Genomic DNA, 16,129 nt, shown 5'->3' with positions numbered 1-16,129 from the left:
TGCGCCCAAAAATGGGTCACCGGTTCACCACATATCCACCACACTGGCGGACATCAAGACATCAGGCTACGGAACGTCGTCTCGGCGGGCAGATGCATTCACCACTGAGACGAAAACTACTGACGCAAAAAAATCTTCAGTGAGTGTCGGTTGAGAAGTTCCGCCAACAAAGGAAAGCCATGAAAAATAACGAGCAACCCGTCCAAGATCTGGTGAGCGAGCTTCATTCCGCGCGCAGACGAAAGCCGAAGAGATATCTTGCCGCGGGCACAGACTATTGGGTCTTTGGAATAGCAGGAATCTTGACGTTGGCCTTTATCGTCTGGGGATTTTCTTCCCCCACCGGTCTGGGTAGCGCGGCAAGTACCGCCCTGGACTGGGTGATTACGAATACCGGCTGGGTCTTTGTCATCGCTGCGTCGGTGTTCACGGTTTTTGTGCTTGTTGTGGCCGCCAAGAGTTTTGGCAGGATCCCGTTAGGTAAGGATGGGGAGAAGCCGCAGTTCAGCACGGTCTCATGGATCTCCATGATGTTTGCAACCGGCATGGGCATCGGGTTGGTCTTTTACGGTGTGGGCGAACCATTGTTCTTCTACATGTCACCACCGCCGGGAACCGTTGACGGTCAGACCTCGGCCGCGGTGGGTACGGCGATGGGCACCACGCTCTTTCACTGGACACTTTTCCCATGGGCCATGTACGCGATTGTTGGCTTGGGGATGGCCTATGGAAGCTTCCGTCTAGGACGTCCGCAATTGTTCTCCTCGATGTTCAGCTCGGTTTTTGGCGAACGGGTAGTTCACAGCGCCGGCGGTAAGACGATTAACATTTTGGCGATTCTGGCAACTCTCTTTGGTTCAGCCTGCTCGCTTGGCCTCGGCGCGTTGCAGATCGGTGGCGGTATGCAATCCGCCGGCATGCTGGATAAGGTCGGCTCGGGCATGTTGGTGCTGATTATTGCGATTCTGACGGCCATGTTTGTGGCCTCGGCAGTCTCTGGAATTGAACGCGGTATTCAGTGGCTTTCAAACATTAATATGGTGCTTGCAGTCATACTGGCTTTGGTGGTCTTCATTGGTGGCCCAACACTATTTATCCTGAATGTCATCCCCAACGCTGTGGGATCCTTTATTAGCGATCTGCCACAAATGGCTTCGCGCACCGCTTCCTCGGGTGATGAGACCATGGCGACCTGGCTATCGTCATGGACCATCTTCTACTGGGCATGGTGGGTTTCATGGACGCCATTTGTGGGGTTGTTCATTGCTCGTATTTCGCGGGGTCGAAGCATTCGTCAGTTCGTCACAGGAGTCTTACTCGTACCCTCAACCGTCACATTGATCTGGTTCTCCATCTTTGGCGGCGGAGCCATCGGACTGCAGGAACGTGCCGAACGAAGCGGCGACATGGGCCAAGCCATGGCACAAATGGTTGATGGTGCCCCGGACATCGTATTTGATTCGGTGCTCTTCGACCTGTTGGACAAGCTACCCTTCCCGGCCTGGTTCGCGACGGTGTTGATGGTACTCACGGTCGTGCTCATCGCGATCTTCTTCGTCACCGGAGCGGATTCCGCCTCGATTGTGATGGGTGCGCTCAGCGAACGAGGCGCCGAGGATCCGAGCAAGAAATCCGTGATCTTCTGGGGTGTCTCGGTGGGTGCCGTGGCTGCGGTGATGCTGTTGGCCGGTGGAGATCATCCGGCGGCAGCACTGAACGGTCTAAAGAACATCACCATTGTCGCCGCACTGCCATTTGTTCTGGTGATGTTGCTGCTCTGCGTGGCTATCTGGAAAGACCTGAGTCGTGATCCGCTGGTTCTACGCGGCAAGGTAGCACTAGAGGTACTTGAACAGGCAGTTGATGATGGTCTTGAACGACATGACGGTGAACAATTCAGCTTGATGACTAGAGAAAACTCAATAGTCACAGTCAAGGCAAATCCCGTCGTCAGATTAGAGGAAACTCCTCTCCGGTCAGCGAGCGATACTGCTGAAACCGATGAAGATCTGGACCCGCAACCGGAACCCGAACCGGCCGGTAGATAATAAAAAACTCGGATGCTCGGCAGCAAACCCGCGGTGAAAACCAATTGTTTGCAGCCGAGCATCGCGAGGTGTCATTGGAGCTTAGGGTGCTTTGCGCAAAGCTTGCTCGAAGTGGGCTACGTGAGCGGAGACAAGCTGTGCTGCTTTGGTTCCGTCGCCATCCAGAATGGCTCTCAGAAGGGCTGAGTGCTCAATAATATGTTCGGCTATGGGTGGCATTTGATCGATAACTAAACACCAAATACGGGTGACTAGATTATCGAGGCGTACTAGCGTTTCTTCAAGGTGCTTATTGGCGCTTGCACGGTAAATCAACCGGTGAATGTGCACGTCTAGGAGCAGTAAAGAGCGCTGATCCATGGACTCATCTAAGGAGTCAATTTTTTTCAGATATTCGGCTAGCTCGGCACGAATCTCGGGATCCTTATTTGCCGCGGCATTATGCGCGGCCATTGGTTCGAGTACCTGGCGGATCTCAGAAATTTGGTTCAGTTCGTGAAAGTCTACGGCGGTGGCAAATGTCCCGCGACGTGGATAGGAGACGACTAAATGGTCAGTTTCAAGACGCTTCAGCGCTTCGCGAATGGGAGTACGCCCCACGTTGAGTTCCTCGGCCAAAGCAGGCTCATGAATGGGATGCGTAGGCGCGATTTCCAATAGCACAAGACGATCTCTCAGCAGGTCGTAAGCGCGATCGGCCATCGAGCTGGTGGTTGCTTGCGTGGGCGTAGCTGGCATCAGAACGTTGCTCTCATTCACTTGTGAAATATCAGTTGCCTATAAGCAAAGAGTATCTCGCAGAAGCGCTTCTGGTCATCTCGACGGTTAGTCACTCTTGCCGCGTGGTGATCCAGCGCGTTTTCTTTCGAGCGTAAATCCGGCGTTGGTCCATGCTGCGAGGGCCCAATGAAAAACGATCGAAATACCTATTGACGATGGATAGACGCACGCCTATGCTTGTGATCAAACATTGATATATCAGTAGTTTTATATCAGGAATTTACATTGGTTTATTTTGGGTTTGCTGGTGGTCATCACCAAGCTCAAGCCAGGTCTAGGGAGAAGCTGCTTCCACGGAGTTATCCTCTCCAATCTGGTGTTTCTACCGATGAAGGAAGCCGCTCTGCGTAGCAGGCTCAATGAAGTATCTTGGCTCGTCTTCACTCAAACACGACTTATGGCGGACGTCTCCGTCAGCTCGGTGAACTATTAAGGAGCGGCACAATGACCGAACCAAACAACATCTACATCCTGACTTTCACCTGCGCCGAGCGTTCAGGAATCGTCCATGCTGTCACCGGGTTGCTACTGAAGCATCAGGGAGACATCCGCGAACTCAAGCAACATGATGACCAGCGTTCAGGCACTTTGTTTATGAGAATTGAATTCGAAATCTGTAATCAGCCCGATACCTCTCAAGACATTGCCGAACTTGAAGCAAGCCTCGAGGAGCTTGCGCAGGAATACCAGGCCCAGTGGGGAATGCGTGCCGCGGGAAAGAAGAAGCGCGTGGTTGTCATGGTCTCGAAATTCGGCCACTGCCTGCATGATCTATTGTTCCGCGCCAGAATGGGTGAACTGCCAGTGGAGATTGCTGCGGTGGTCTCCAATCATCCAGACCATCGACAGCAGGTTGAATGGAATGGCATACCCTTCTTCCACATTCCGGTCACCGCGGAAACAAAGCCCGAGGCAGAAACCAAGCTGATGGAACTGGTAGACCGCTTCGATATCGACTTGGTGGTCCTCGCCCGTTACATGCAGGTCCTCTCCGACGACTTGACCCGGAAGCTCACGGGCAGGGCAATTAACATTCACCATTCATTCCTCCCCTCCTTCAAGGGAGCTAAGCCCTACCACCAAGCATTCGAACGCGGTGTGAAAACCGTGGGTGCGACGGCGCACTACGTGAATAGCGAACTAGACGAGGGGCCGATCATTGCTCAGCAGGTCCAAGAAGTAGACCACAGTTACGGGCCGGAGAATCTCGTAGCCGCGGGCCGAGATACCGAATGCAAGGCGCTCTCCGACGCGGTGCGCTGGCACTGTGAAGACCGCGTATTTCTCAACGGTTCGCGGACTGTGGTGTTGCGATAGTCAGCGCTCTGTAAAACGAGGTCAATAAAAAAGCGCAATGCGAATTGCGTCGGTATCTTTCGTGTCGAAAGCCCGTCATCTTCTTCACGGTTATGGAGAAGATGACGGGCTTTCTTTTGCTTTCGGCAGATGAGTGACCTCAAGGGAATTATCGAATTGAAGGCATCATTTGTTGTGGAAGTTTTAGAATCCCTGAGCTGCAGATTTCCCGCTGGTAGTAGAACCGGGATGAGATTTTTAAAACTTTTAGCATAACAGCGTCACGATTCCGGGTTCGCGGACTCTTAACGTTCATAGGTGGTGATTCGGGTCTTGGGGGCTTGAATGCTTACCTGCCGCCGTGGCGGCTGATTGGGTTGCTAGTTTTGGGGGTGAGCTCATTCGGCCGCTATAGCGATAAAAATGAAGATTGCTGAGCAGGAGCCGAAAAGGTTCCGTGAACAGGGAAAGAAGGAACTAAAACACTTTAATAAGTCGGTATAGTCGATAAAGTCGACGAATATTGGCTGTGCAATTTTGAAGTCTTGGGGAACTAACTCATTGCGCATGTCTAACGCTAGATGCATTGATTTTTTAAGTTTGGGGACTTTATGGCAATAGATCCAGGAACCGATTTCGCCCGGTCAAGCGATTCGGATTTAATTCGGGGAGTACGAGCCGGCACGAATGGTTGCCAAGAAAGCCTTTACCAACGGCATAAGCAGGTGGCGCTGGCGGTTGCCAATCGGCATACGGACAATCCTTCCGAGGCAGAAGATATTGTTTCTGATGCATTCTTACGAGTGTTCTCTTGCATAGCACGTGGAACGGGTCCGTCCGAGTTCTTCCGCGCTTATCTGTTGACCACGGTCTCTCGGGAAGCCTTCGGCAGGAACAACGCTGCCAAACGAGAATTCGCCACCGATGAAATCGCAGAATTTGAGTGTGGTGATCCTCAAGCCGATGAAATCATGCAGCGCACAGAATCGCGAATCGTAATCCGAGCTTTTAAGTCGTTGCCAGAACGGTGGCGTGCGGTGTTGTGGCATAACGAAGTTGATGGGTTGCCACCACGCGAAATCGCCACGATCTTGGGCATCGCCCCCAACGCGGTATCTGCGTTGGCGGTTAGAGCGCGTGAAGGACTGCGTGAGTCCTACCTATCCGCACACCTGAGCGAACAGCCGAACCTACCTGCAAGTTGTGAATCCGCGCGTAATCAGATGCCCGCGTCAATCCGCAAGAACCTCACCGCTAGGGCAGAACGCTCACTCAAGACGCACTTAAAAAGCTGCCCGGCGTGCACCTTGGTTTACGGCGAACTGCAACATATCGGCGGAGCGATGAGAAGTGTGGTGCTTCCGCTCGTGGTTGGCGGAACCACGGTGCTCGGCTTATCGGCAACTGGAGGTGTGGCACAACTTGGTGCTGGCGTGGGGGCTCTTGCTGGCGGAGCTTCCACAGGCGCAGTAGCGGCCGGCTCAAGCGCCGCAGCCGTCGCAACCGGGACGGTGAGTGCCACGGCAGTCGTGGTGAGCGTTGGAACCGGGCTGACAGCATTTGCTGTGGTTGCCTCCGCAGCCGGGATTTTGCCGCCGTTGCTCGGAGAGAGGCAAGGCGAACCGGAGGCCGGTGATAGTCGCGAACGGGTCTTGAACCAGAAAATCATCGACACAGAGAATATTGAAACTCAGAGCCAGGCCAGAAATTTCTTCAGGGACTCTATCTCGTTTCATATACTATCCGACGCCGGCGTACTCGATTCGTCTGATAATAAAATGAACTCAGCGCCAACGATGACGCCAAGTCTGCAGCCGAATCTTGAGCCGATACAGCTGCCTATGGCCGAGCCAATGGTGGAACCATCGGTTGAACCTACCGTTCAATCCACCGCCGAATCATCGGGTAGGGCAACGCCGGAGCCGACAGACGAAGCGGCTGCAGAACCTTCGGTGGAGCCGACATCGGAACCTTCGGTGGAGCCGACGCCGGAACCTTCGGTCGAGCCGACATCGGAACCTTCGGTGGAGCCGACGCCGGAACCTTCCGTGGAACCTACGGTCCAGCCAACGCCGGAACCTTCTGTGGAACCTTCGGTGGAGCCAACGTCGGAACCTTCTGTCGAGCCGACGCCGGAACCTTCTGTCGAGCCTACGCCGGAACCTTCGGTGGAGCCGACGCCGGAACCTTCGGTCGAGCCGACGCCGGAACCCACGGGTCAGCCGACGCTGGAGCCTTCCGTCGATCCGACGCCGGAACCTTCCGTGGAACCTACGGTCCAGCCAACACCGGAACCCACGGGTGAGTCGACGCTGGAGCCTTCCGTGGAACCTACGGTCGAGCCAACGCCGGAACCCACGGGTGAGTCGACGCTGGAGCCTTCCGTGGAACCTACGGTCGAGCCAACGCCGGAACCCACGGGTGAGTCGACACCGGAACCTTCTGTGGAACCTTCGGTCGAGCCAACGCCGGAACCCACGGGTGAGTCGACACCGGAACCTTCCGTCGAGCCGACTCTGGGGCCGACGGATTTGGAAGAAAGCCAATCTCCCGCGAGCTTCGACGTCTCGATGAAAAAACTGTCCGGCGGACTTTTTCCTCGTTACGAATTCACCGTGGCACCCACAGAATCGTTGCATGACAAACAGTTCGTCTTCGATGTCGAAATAGACAACTATCTGTGGGGCTGGGTCAACGTTGGAGCAGGTTGTAATGCGACGCCGACTTCACTGAGAACCATGAATGTTCATTGTCCAAGTCCGACTGAAATGCCGGCGACAGTTGCTCTCACGTTGTTTCCGGGCTCCGGAGCTCTAACCGTCAGCTTCTCCGATCCAAATGATCCAGCGGCGCGGTTTGAGTTCTCAATTCGATGATAGGTGGAGAGCGCATCTCAAAATTTGATTAAAGAAAATCTGTAGTTGCTGGCTATCGTTCATGCTTCTCACATTTGGCTTTGTCTATACACCGTCAGCGCCAAGGTGAGTAGAGTAAGCGTCTTTGCATCATTAAGATCCATACCAAGGATTGTTTCTAGCGCTGCTAATCGTTGGTAAAAGACCGTGCGCGAAAGGTGGCAGCGGGTTGCTGCCTGTGAGCGATTAGTCGGTGAGGAAAGGTAGGCCTCCAAGACGCGGAGGTGCTCGCTGCGATGTTTATCGTCGAGTGTAAGTATTGCGGCAAATGCATGCTGTGGTAAGCGCTGCATCGCCGGCTCATCACGCAACTCATGAGTTAGTAGAGCCAGCGGGTAAGTCCCAGCGTGCACAATAGTTTTCTCTGCTTCAAGACCTAGTTCGCACCCATCGATAGCTTGGCTGATCGTGAACTGCGCGGACGCCAAGCCTGAAACTATTTCACCTAGGTACAGCGGCCCGATGAAAAGGTCAGACTGAGTAATCCGTTGCAGGTTTTTAGCAAGAACTTTATCTGTGTCTGAGTCGTTGATTGAAAGGATGCCGAAGAGCTTGGGCTTTGGCGAATGAAGCGCGCCGATCACTACGCTCGCTTTTGATCCAGCGGCTTTCTCGATTGCCCGGGCGGCTTCTCTAGGCTCGATTGGTGGGGCGAGGTTGATGGCGAATCCGCGCAGGGCTTTGTTTCTCATCGGGAAACCTGCCGCATCAAATTTGCCGTGTAAAAGATTCGTATCTGCTTCTCGGTGATTAAGCAGATCGTCTAATAGTTCGCAGGCAGTATCAATCTTCCATAATTGGGCTCTTCGTTTCCGCAATAACTCGGCGCCGAGTGCAATGGCAGCCATAGTCAGCACATGTAGCGGACCTGCTGGGTGAGCCGCCGTCTTCGGAGCGATGAGAGACCCAAAATCCTTCCCGTGGATACGAACCGGGATTGCCTGCCGTTCGATGTTTCCTGCCCTGTGCATGACCCGTGAGCGGTCCTGCCATTGGTCGAAAAAGTTGCTCGGAAGTTTGACGGCACTGGCATAACGCAACAAGTTATATCCGGTATCTTCGAGAACCACGGGCTCGCCCAGCATACGAGCACAATCGAGCAAAATGGTTTCCGCCGGGGCACCTTGTTGCATGAGCTGAGTGAAATGTTCGGTCACTTCGCCACCGGCCTCGATCTGCCGGGTCTGGCTGGAAAACAACATTTGATGCAGGGTTTCGGTGATTTCTACGAAAGCAACGGGTTCATGCAGCACGATCAAGGGTAAGCCCCGCTTTCTGCAAGCCTGAACGAGAGCGGGAGGTACTGACGGACAAGGAGCGCCCAGCTCCAGCACCAATCCGGCGGCGTGAAGCTCGGCTAACTCTGCGGTGAACTGCTCAAAGTTGGCATCCAATGCCCATCCGATACCAGTAGTCAGGACCAATTCTTGGCCGCGCAGATAAGAGCCAGGATTCAAATTTTCCAATACGTGGGCCCAGCCAATATGACGCTTCAATGACGCCGCGTCGGCGATTACTTGGGGACTTCCGACGAGCACGCAAGGCAGCTGAAGCAGCTGTTCAACCGTAAGGATTGCGGTTGGCGGACACTCTGTCCGATTAGGAAGCTTAAATCCGACAAGTGTCACTGTTAGTGGCCCTCCCACTGTGTAAAGATGACAATCACATGGTTCTTTCGTGATTCAGTTCACACGATACAGAGTGTTTGGTTTGAAAAGGAGATTGTGTCGATGTTTGGTCTGCCGACGTTCACAACAGTTGTCATCCTGGGTGTTCCGACCCTATGGATTATCTATACGGTCGTATTCATGTGGCTTAGCCGCGGGTGGAAGCGTGAAGACGTGGAGGAGACCCCGTGAGCATCGAAATTCTCTTTCTAATCATCTACTTCATTGCGATGGCAGGCATAGGCGTCTGGGCAATGAAGAAAGGACAGAACGACTCCGAGGGTTTTCTGCTCGGTGGTCGTAGCATAGGTCCAGGAGTGACGGCTCTTCGCCTGCAAAGTTCGTCGATGTCGGGTTACATGTTCATGGGTGCAGGTTCCATGGGTTACACCCAAGGCTATTTTGGCATGTGGTACGCGCTCGGTGACCTCGGTGGCGGCATTCTGAACCTATCGGTGCTAGGCCGGAGGATGCGTAAACTGTCCCAAATTCTGGGATCCATCACCTCCATCGAATACTTAGAGCACCGCTACCCCTCAAAGTGGATCCGGCTCATCGCAGCCCCGGTCGCGCTATTCTGCATGTTTTTCTACCTACTGGCGCAGTTCATCGCTGGGGGTCGTGGGTTGGAGATGGTCACCGGAGTTTCCTTCCCTGTGGCGCTGGCCATCGCCATCGGTGTGATCGTGCTGTACACCTTCCTCGGCGGATACCTCGCAGTGGCATATACCGATTTCGTTCAAGCGATCATCATGGTAGTCGGCATGGTCTGGGTTCTGATTGCAACGTTGATAGCTATCGGCGGTTTTACCAAGGGCAATGAGGCCATTGGCGCAATCAATCCGAACATGTTGACCATGTGGGGCGCCGACCTTGGGTATCAAGGGCAATGGGGCGTCATCATTGGCGCGCTATTAGTTTTCTCCATCGGCTACATGGGTTGGCCACACGTAGTGGTCAGCCACATGGCAATGAAAAAACCATCGGTGGCACGTACAGCCGGGGCCTACTCGTTGATCTTCAACCTTCTTTTCATCCCCGGCCCCTACCTGGTGGGTATGTTCGCACTGATTCTGCTGCCAAACCTTGCCAACCCGGAAACGGCAATTTTTGAGGTCGCAGATGCCGTGCTTCCAACGTTTGCCGTGGGCATTGTGATGGCCGCAATCATGGCAGCAATCATGTCTACAGCAGATGCCTTGCTACTGCAGGCAGGCACGATTGCCAGCCAAGATATTTACGCTCGATTCATCAACAAGAAAATGAGCGACAGGCAGATGGTGTGGGTTTCACGCATCACCGTTCTAGTCCTGGCAGTTATTGGTTTTGCCATTGCTGCTTTTGAACCGCCTGCAGTTGCCGCCATCGTCATTTTCTCTACCACCGTGCTTGGTAGCGCTTTTGTTCCGGCCTATGTCTGTGCCGTGTGGTGGAAGAAAGCAAATACCGTGGGAGCTATCTCCTCAATGGTCGCCGGAACGTTGGTCTCGGTGCTCTGGACTGTGTCCGGGGCTCCCTATGCAACGGGCATCGATCCGATGGTTACCGGTATTTTGGCATCAACCGTAGCCATGATCATTGGCAGCCTAGCGTCTCAGAAAACACATCCGGTGCCAGAGCATATCGTCCGTGCGCTGGACGAGACGGCGAAGATCGGTCCGATCCCGGCCAAGATGATCATGGGGCAGGATGCGATGTTGGCAAGCCAGGCAGAAATGGCTGGCCGAGATGAATGAGCTAGTGCTGCGCACCATAGTTGATGCGCAATATGCCGAGTCGATCTTGCAGGCCAAGGCCCCGGGGATGAAGGTCATCTCGGCCACGCAGCGACATCACCCATTTGCCGGTTTTGTTTTCGACGTGCCCCAGCTTGCCGGACGGGTGGGCAGGACTCACACATTGGTGGATTACTTCTCCGGCAAAGCATTTATTAGCGGCCCGTGGCAGGCAGCAGACCCGAGCGACAGCATAGGTTTCAAACCGGTGCTTGATCCGCAGTGGAACACCATTGATTTTGACTCTGCACGTCAGAAAGCGAAAGCACTACTTGCTACTGCGGCTCTGCGCAGGGCCCGTTTGGCTTGGAAGGGCGGCGTGCGTGAACAGCGCAGTGTAGGCAAGGTGTGGAAACCGAACTGGGTGCTGGAAGCTCAGCTAGATGGTAAGTCTTACCGCATTATGGTGGATGGTCTGAACGGGGGATATTTCTTCATCGGCAGTTGATCATCTGAAATCACTAGACGCGACGAGATAAAGATAGACCCCCGTAGGTAGGAGTACGGAATTTCGATGAAGAAGATTTCTCGTTTTGGCACACCAAATACCCTGACCAAGACCACGTGCATTTTGGCTGGCTCGGCGTTAGTCCTCGGACTCGGGGTCACCCCGAGCTTTGCCGTTGGCAATGGACCGAACTGACTGGTTCCACTTCGCGGACTCGTATTCAGATTGTTACTTCGGTGAGAACCCTCGCCTCCATGAACACGTCGTGGTGAGAGAAATACCTGCCAAAACCGCGTCGGTACGTCTAGGTCTTTGAAGTCCATGCGCTCCAAATGTCAGAGCATCCCGGGTATTTCCACCAACGATGATCTTGAGCATGCTTCCGGTTTCGGGAACCTGAACATCCAATTTCTACAGATTTTTGGTTTCTCGAGAGGCGAGTTGTTCCTGTCATAGCCTGCAGGCTCCGCATGCCGGTAACGAGTTTGTTGACAAGTGCCGACGCTAGAAAACGTACCGTGTGTGAAATGCCGAAAACAGCGATTTCGCGGCACTATTTATAGGAACTGGAGTACTGCAGAAAATATTTACGAATGGATCGGCAGTTTAGTCAGCAGACGGACGTTTGCGCTGTGCCTTGGTTTCCGAACGCCGCGACTTCGCCGCGAGCCGACGTCGTTTGGAACCCTTCGTCGGCTTGGTTGCACGGCGACTCGGACCATCCGGTACTAGGGCGGCAGCAACTTTCTGGGCTAATTTTTGCAAAGCGATTTCGCGGTTGCGCAATTGTGAGCGTTGTTCCGAAGCGGTGACCGTAATGACTCCCGCAATGAGCTTTGATTCCAAGCGGTCCAGTAAACGTTCGCGCTGGTGATCGCTGATTACCCGTGAGCCAGGGACCGACCAAGACAGCTCAACACGGGAATCGGAGGTGTTTACGTGTTGACCGCCTGGGCCAGAAGAACGCGAGAACCTCCACTTGAGTTCCGATTCCGGAATGCTCAGTGCACGGGTGATCTCTAAATCCATATTTCAAGCTTCCCATGTCTCCCGCATGAGCGAATAAAATCTCTTAGGTTCAAGGCAGCCAAACGGGAGTACATTGAAATTGGATGGGTTCTCCATTTTCGAGTTGCCGAGGAGATGTTCAGCCATGGGTGCTGAAATGAAGTACAAAATGCCTTTCAACTACGTTCAAGTGATTATCGCTACCTTTGGTGCGGTGGTCATGAGCGTTTTTGTGCTCTTAGTTAGTGAAGCTGCTGGCGCGTCCATGAAATTCACCGGTGGAATGTTCCAGAATGTGGATTTCATTCATGTCGTTCGTTTCATCGCGTTGCCGTTCTTGATTCTAGGTTTCCTGACCTTTTTGATTGGCCGTGCTCGGCCGGGGTTCACCAAGATTGCTCAATGGGTTGGCGTGGTTGTGGTGGTTGTTTCCATCATCAACCCAATAATGTTTGCCCCTGATCTAGCCAGCGCTCTTGGGATGTCTTTGATCCTGCTCATTGTTGGTGCCTCGTGGTACATCGCGGTGAACAACTCAAACCATATTTCCCGGCAATCCAAGCTGGTGCGTCTACAAACGAAACAAGACGCGTTGGCCTAAGAGCCGCGAGGTAGGCTGAGATGAGGAATCATCGGTGGCCCGGAATTTACCGGGCAGTAAGGGAGAAACATGTCGATTGTTGTCATCAACGCGTTGAAGGTACCGGCCGAGGCAGGTCCCGAACTGGAGAAGCGTTTCGCCGCTCGCAAAAACTCGGTGGACAGCTCGCCCGGATTTGAAGGATTTAAGCTTTTGCGTCCAGTAGCAGGCGAAGATCGATACTTTGTTTTCACCCAGTGGGCCACCCGCGAAGATTTTGAAAACTGGCGGGATCAGCGCTCAGAGGCAGCCCATGCGGGAAGCGACAAGAAACCAGTCGCGCAGGGTGCAGACTTGATGGAATTTGAAATCGTCGAGCTCTAGCATTTCACGACCCGTAAAAATTGACCGGCGCTGCTGTGCCGGTCAATTTTTACGCCCTGGACGGCGGCCCATTCAAAGGCACCACGGTTGAAGCAGGCAGTTTCTATGAGTCCGCGATGGAGAACTGCACTCGCTGCCAACCGCTGGCACCGTTGGGTACCGGATCCGCACGGTCACTGGTCTGCATTTCACCATCGGCATTGTAGGCGCGCACGGTGACCGAGTGGTTGCCAGAACTTCCGCCCTTCCAGACGTAACGCCACTGGCGCCACGTATCTAGTGTGGCTTCTTCTGCTAGCTCGGCCTTTTGCCACGGCTCATCATCGACCTTGACCTCGACCTTGGAAATGCCGATGGTCTGTGCCCACGCGGTGCCACCTATAACCACTTCTCCCGGCGGGAGCTTCGTGAAGGAGCGCGGCACATCTACTCTCGAAGACATCTTGATAGGGCCGCGCTCGGACCATCCACGCGTGGTCCAGTAAGCATCTTTTTCGCCAAATCGCGTCACTTCAAGATCAACGACCCACTTGGTGGCGGACACGTAGCCGTAGAGTCCTGGCACCACCATGCGCACGGGGAACCCATGTTCCAGCGGCAGCGGTTCATCATTCATTCCGAGAGCCAAGAGGGCCATGCGGTCATCGGTGAGTATTTCCAGCGGTGTGGAGGCGCTGAATCCATCGATGGAGGTAGAGAGCACCATGTCGGCACCGGCTTGCGGACCTGCCCGTTCCAGTAATTTCCGCAAGGGGTAGCCCAGCCATTTGGCGTTGCCTACCAAGTCTCCACCCACCGGGTTGGAGACACAGGTGAGCGTCAGGTAGCTTTCGACGAGTTCTTCACCCAAGAGGTCGTTAAAACTCATGGTGAATTCGTTGTCGACCATGCCATGGACGCGAAGCGACCATTCGGCCGGGTCTATGCGTGGTACGGAAAGCGCCGTGTCGATACGGTAGAAATCTTCGTTGGGCGTGACGAACTTGGGCATTCCCTTGACATCAACTTGCGCGCCCGTGGGAATCTTTGCTGCCTTGGCTTTAGGCGCAGGTAATCCCAGAGCAAGGCGTGCGGCTTCAGCCGCATTTCGTGTCGCTGCAATCGAGGTGCCCACGCCGGCGGCGATGGCCGCTCCGAGCAGAGAAAGCGAGGAAGCCACCAGGAATTTACGGCGGGACGGTCCCGCGGACGGTTCTTCCTCGTGCCTCGGCGAACGGCCGGTGGAAGCTAGTCCGGTCAACCATTTAAGCGTGCCCAGGCCGAATAAGGTGCCGATGATGACCGGCACCAAGTCCATGGAGTCGGTAGCCGAACGGGTGATGACCGAAGTGCCGATCACCGCGGACAGAATGAGGATGGCGATCGCCGCTGCGACGAAGTTGCGGCGCGCCAGCAGCCCTACCAGGGCCGCGAGGATGGCGGCAACGATGCCCAAGGAGACGAAGAGTGCGAGTTTGTCATTGGTCCCGAAGGTCGCGATGGCAAAATCCTTCAGCCACGGCGGCGTGAAGTCAATGAATGTTGAGCCCAGTGCGACGAAGGGGGCCGAGGAGGTCGCAAAAAATACCGAGACCAATTGCGCGACGGCAAACAGGACCGCGGCGGAGATGAATCCGGCGAGCCCGAAGGCAAATAGCTCAAAACGCTTGGATCTGATTGCCTGATCCATCTTTGACCACCTCATACGTTGTTATTCACGTGCCTGCGACTGGGCTCTGGGAGCTCCTACAGGTTATTCGTCACCGTGGCGCTCTTGGATTGGAGGATTCGCAAATTTTTTGAACTCACGAATGCTGCCGCGATTTCATGTGGTTGTAAGATTCTAGAGCTTGTATTCGTGATTGTCTGAGATCTACCAGTGGCTCAATGGCCAATGGTGCGTATCGGGCCACGTAGGAGCCCTGCGGATCGAATTTTTTGGCCTGCAATTCGGGATTAAATATGCGGAAGTAGGGCGCGGCATCCGCTCCGCACCCAGCCACCCATTGCCAGTTGGCAGTGTTGCTGGCAATATCGGCGTCAACCAGCGTGTCCCAGAACCATTGCTCGCCCACCCTCCAGTGGATCGCGAGGTTCTTCACTAGCAGGCTCGCGGTGACCATGCGCACCCGATTGTGCATCCAACCGGTCTGCCATAGCTGCGCCATTCCCGCATCGACCAGTGCGAAGCCGGTGCGGCCGCGCTGCCAGCCGCCCACTAGGTCCGCGGCTTCGGGTGAATCGGTTGGCCCGGACCAATTAAAATCATCAAATTCTGGACGCAGGTTCTGCGTGGGTAGCTGTGGGTGGTGGTAGTAAAGGTGCCAGCAAAAGTCCCGCCAAGCGATTTGGCGGCGTAGCGCGGTGGCGCCCTCGGCGGCGGCCGGAGAATGCGCCGCGTGCCGGCTCAATTCATCCCATACTTGGTGAGCGCTCAGGTGTCCCCAGCGTAGCGACGGGGACAGTGCCGAGGTGCCGTCGAGGTCCGGTCGGTCATGGTGATCCACGTAGTGCCCGGCGATTGATTCAAGGACGTCGGCTAGGCGTTGGCGGGCCGCGGGCTCGCCCGGAGTCCAGGTGTCTCGCAGGCCGCCGGACCAATCCGGTGAAGTGGGCAGTAAGTTCCAACTCTCCAGCCGATCGCTGCGCACCCCTGAAGCGTCGAGCGGGTCTTGGGCGCTTGGCCTGGGCAGGGGTGGCCGTATTTCAGCGTTTCGCAGCGCATTGTAAAAAGGCGTGAAGACCTTGAACCCGGTCTGGTTCTTGGTCAGCAGTTCCCATGGCTCGTGAAGCAAGAACCCCGCGTAGCTGTGGGCATCGATTCCCGCGCCGTGGAGCGCGGCTTTAAGCTGCGCGTCCACCGCGCGTTCGGCTTGGCCATACCGGCGATTCCACCTGATAGCCTGCGGCGAGCATTCCCTGCTCAGTTCTGCCACGATCTCCGCGGTGGCCCCACGACGCAATATTAAGGGGATGCCCAGTTCGTGCAGGGAATCCCGGAGACTGGCTAACGCATGGTGTAGCCACCAGCGGGCCGCCGCCCCCAACGGTCTGATGCCCTCGGACTGCTCATCGAAAACGAAGACCGCCACGGTGGGTCCGGCTTCCCGTGCGGCTAACAGGGCCGGGTGGTCCAGCGTGCGCAGGTCATCGCGGAACAACACCAGCTGGAGGGGTTGCGGTGGCTGGGTCAGGGAGTCTTGCCTCATAGCCACAGACTAATGTATTTAGCCTAGCTAGCTAAATCCA

13 protein-coding genes are annotated in these 16,129 nt (G+C 55.0%); 8 read left to right on the top strand and 5 right to left on the bottom strand.

Annotated elements, in window-relative coordinates:
- The first annotated feature begins 179 nt into the window (after positions 1-179).
- Complete coding sequence (locus IEX04_RS03135) at positions 180-2,048, top strand: BCCT family transporter (protein WP_188683610.1); 1,869 nt, start codon at positions 180-182, stop codon at positions 2,046-2,048.
- Between the two features lie 81 nt (positions 2,049-2,129).
- On the opposite strand, the gene IEX04_RS03130 is transcribed toward IEX04_RS03135, so the two are convergent.
- Positions 2,130-2,786, bottom strand: coding sequence for a GntR family transcriptional regulator (locus IEX04_RS03130; RefSeq protein ID WP_188684082.1), 657 nt, complete (start codon positions 2,784-2,786; stop codon positions 2,130-2,132).
- A gap of 486 nt (positions 2,787-3,272) precedes the next feature.
- Between IEX04_RS03130 and purU the strand changes: the two genes are divergently transcribed.
- Positions 3,273-4,145: a formyltetrahydrofolate deformylase gene (gene purU, locus IEX04_RS03125; RefSeq protein ID WP_188683608.1), complete on the top strand. Its 873-nt coding sequence runs from the start codon at positions 3,273-3,275 to the stop codon at positions 4,143-4,145.
- A 590-nt stretch (positions 4,146-4,735) separates the two neighbouring features.
- Entirely contained in the window at positions 4,736-7,000 is a 2,265-nt protein-coding gene (locus IEX04_RS03120) for a sigma-70 family RNA polymerase sigma factor (RefSeq protein ID WP_188683606.1), read from the top strand.
- 68 nt (positions 7,001-7,068) lie between these two features.
- Here IEX04_RS03120 and IEX04_RS03115 read toward each other — a convergent pair whose 3' ends face one another.
- Entirely contained in the window at positions 7,069-8,667 is a 1,599-nt protein-coding gene (locus tag IEX04_RS03115; RefSeq protein WP_268236906.1) for a PucR family transcriptional regulator, read from the bottom strand.
- A 227-nt stretch (positions 8,668-8,894) separates the two neighbouring features.
- Here IEX04_RS03115 and IEX04_RS03110 point away from each other — a divergent pair, with 227 nt between their 5' ends.
- From IEX04_RS03110 to IEX04_RS18990, 3 genes are all read left to right on the top strand, one after another.
- A complete protein-coding gene (locus IEX04_RS03110; RefSeq protein ID WP_188683602.1) occupies positions 8,895-10,442 on the top strand; it encodes a sodium/proline symporter in 1,548 nt (515 codons plus the stop codon).
- Positions 10,435-10,929, top strand: coding sequence for a hypothetical protein (locus IEX04_RS03105; RefSeq protein WP_188683600.1), 495 nt, complete (start codon positions 10,435-10,437; stop codon positions 10,927-10,929). The genes IEX04_RS03110 and IEX04_RS03105 overlap by 8 nt, the downstream gene beginning before the upstream one ends.
- A 66-nt stretch (positions 10,930-10,995) precedes the next feature.
- A complete protein-coding gene (locus IEX04_RS18990; RefSeq protein ID WP_268236905.1) occupies positions 10,996-11,124 on the top strand; it encodes a hypothetical protein in 129 nt (42 codons plus the stop codon).
- A gap of 411 nt (positions 11,125-11,535) precedes the next feature.
- Here the strand turns inward: IEX04_RS18990 and arfB are convergent, their stop codons facing one another.
- Positions 11,536-11,958 carry an alternative ribosome rescue aminoacyl-tRNA hydrolase ArfB gene (gene arfB / locus IEX04_RS03100; protein WP_188683599.1) on the bottom strand — a complete coding sequence of 141 codons (423 nt, stop codon included), beginning with the start codon at positions 11,956-11,958 and terminating at the stop codon, positions 11,536-11,538.
- A 124-nt stretch (positions 11,959-12,082) separates the two neighbouring features.
- Between arfB and IEX04_RS03095 the strand changes: the two genes are divergently transcribed.
- On the top strand, positions 12,083-12,538 hold the full coding sequence (locus IEX04_RS03095) for a DUF6069 family protein (RefSeq protein ID WP_188683597.1): 456 nt from the start codon (positions 12,083-12,085) through the stop codon (positions 12,536-12,538).
- A gap of 69 nt (positions 12,539-12,607) precedes the next feature.
- Complete coding sequence (locus IEX04_RS03090; protein WP_188683595.1) at positions 12,608-12,901, top strand: antibiotic biosynthesis monooxygenase family protein; 294 nt, start codon at positions 12,608-12,610, stop codon at positions 12,899-12,901.
- A 103-nt stretch (positions 12,902-13,004) separates the two neighbouring features.
- Here the strand turns inward: IEX04_RS03090 and IEX04_RS03085 are convergent, their stop codons facing one another.
- Both IEX04_RS03085 and IEX04_RS03080 read right to left on the bottom strand, forming a co-directional pair.
- A complete protein-coding gene (locus IEX04_RS03085) occupies positions 13,005-14,570 on the bottom strand; it encodes a molybdopterin-dependent oxidoreductase (RefSeq protein WP_188683593.1) in 1,566 nt (521 codons plus the stop codon).
- 115 nt (positions 14,571-14,685) lie between these two features.
- Positions 14,686-16,089 (bottom strand): cryptochrome/photolyase family protein, encoded by a 1,404-nt coding sequence (locus IEX04_RS03080; RefSeq protein WP_188683591.1) that lies wholly within the window; start codon positions 16,087-16,089, stop codon positions 14,686-14,688.
- Positions 16,090-16,129: the final 40 nt, after the last annotated feature.

It is taken from the genome of Glutamicibacter ardleyensis (genome assembly GCF_014644555.1).
Classification (GTDB): domain Bacteria; phylum Actinomycetota; class Actinomycetes; order Actinomycetales; family Micrococcaceae; genus Glutamicibacter; species Glutamicibacter bergerei.
The sequence above is the reverse complement of the archived record's forward strand: the minus strand, read 5'-3'. Positions and strand labels throughout refer to the sequence as shown.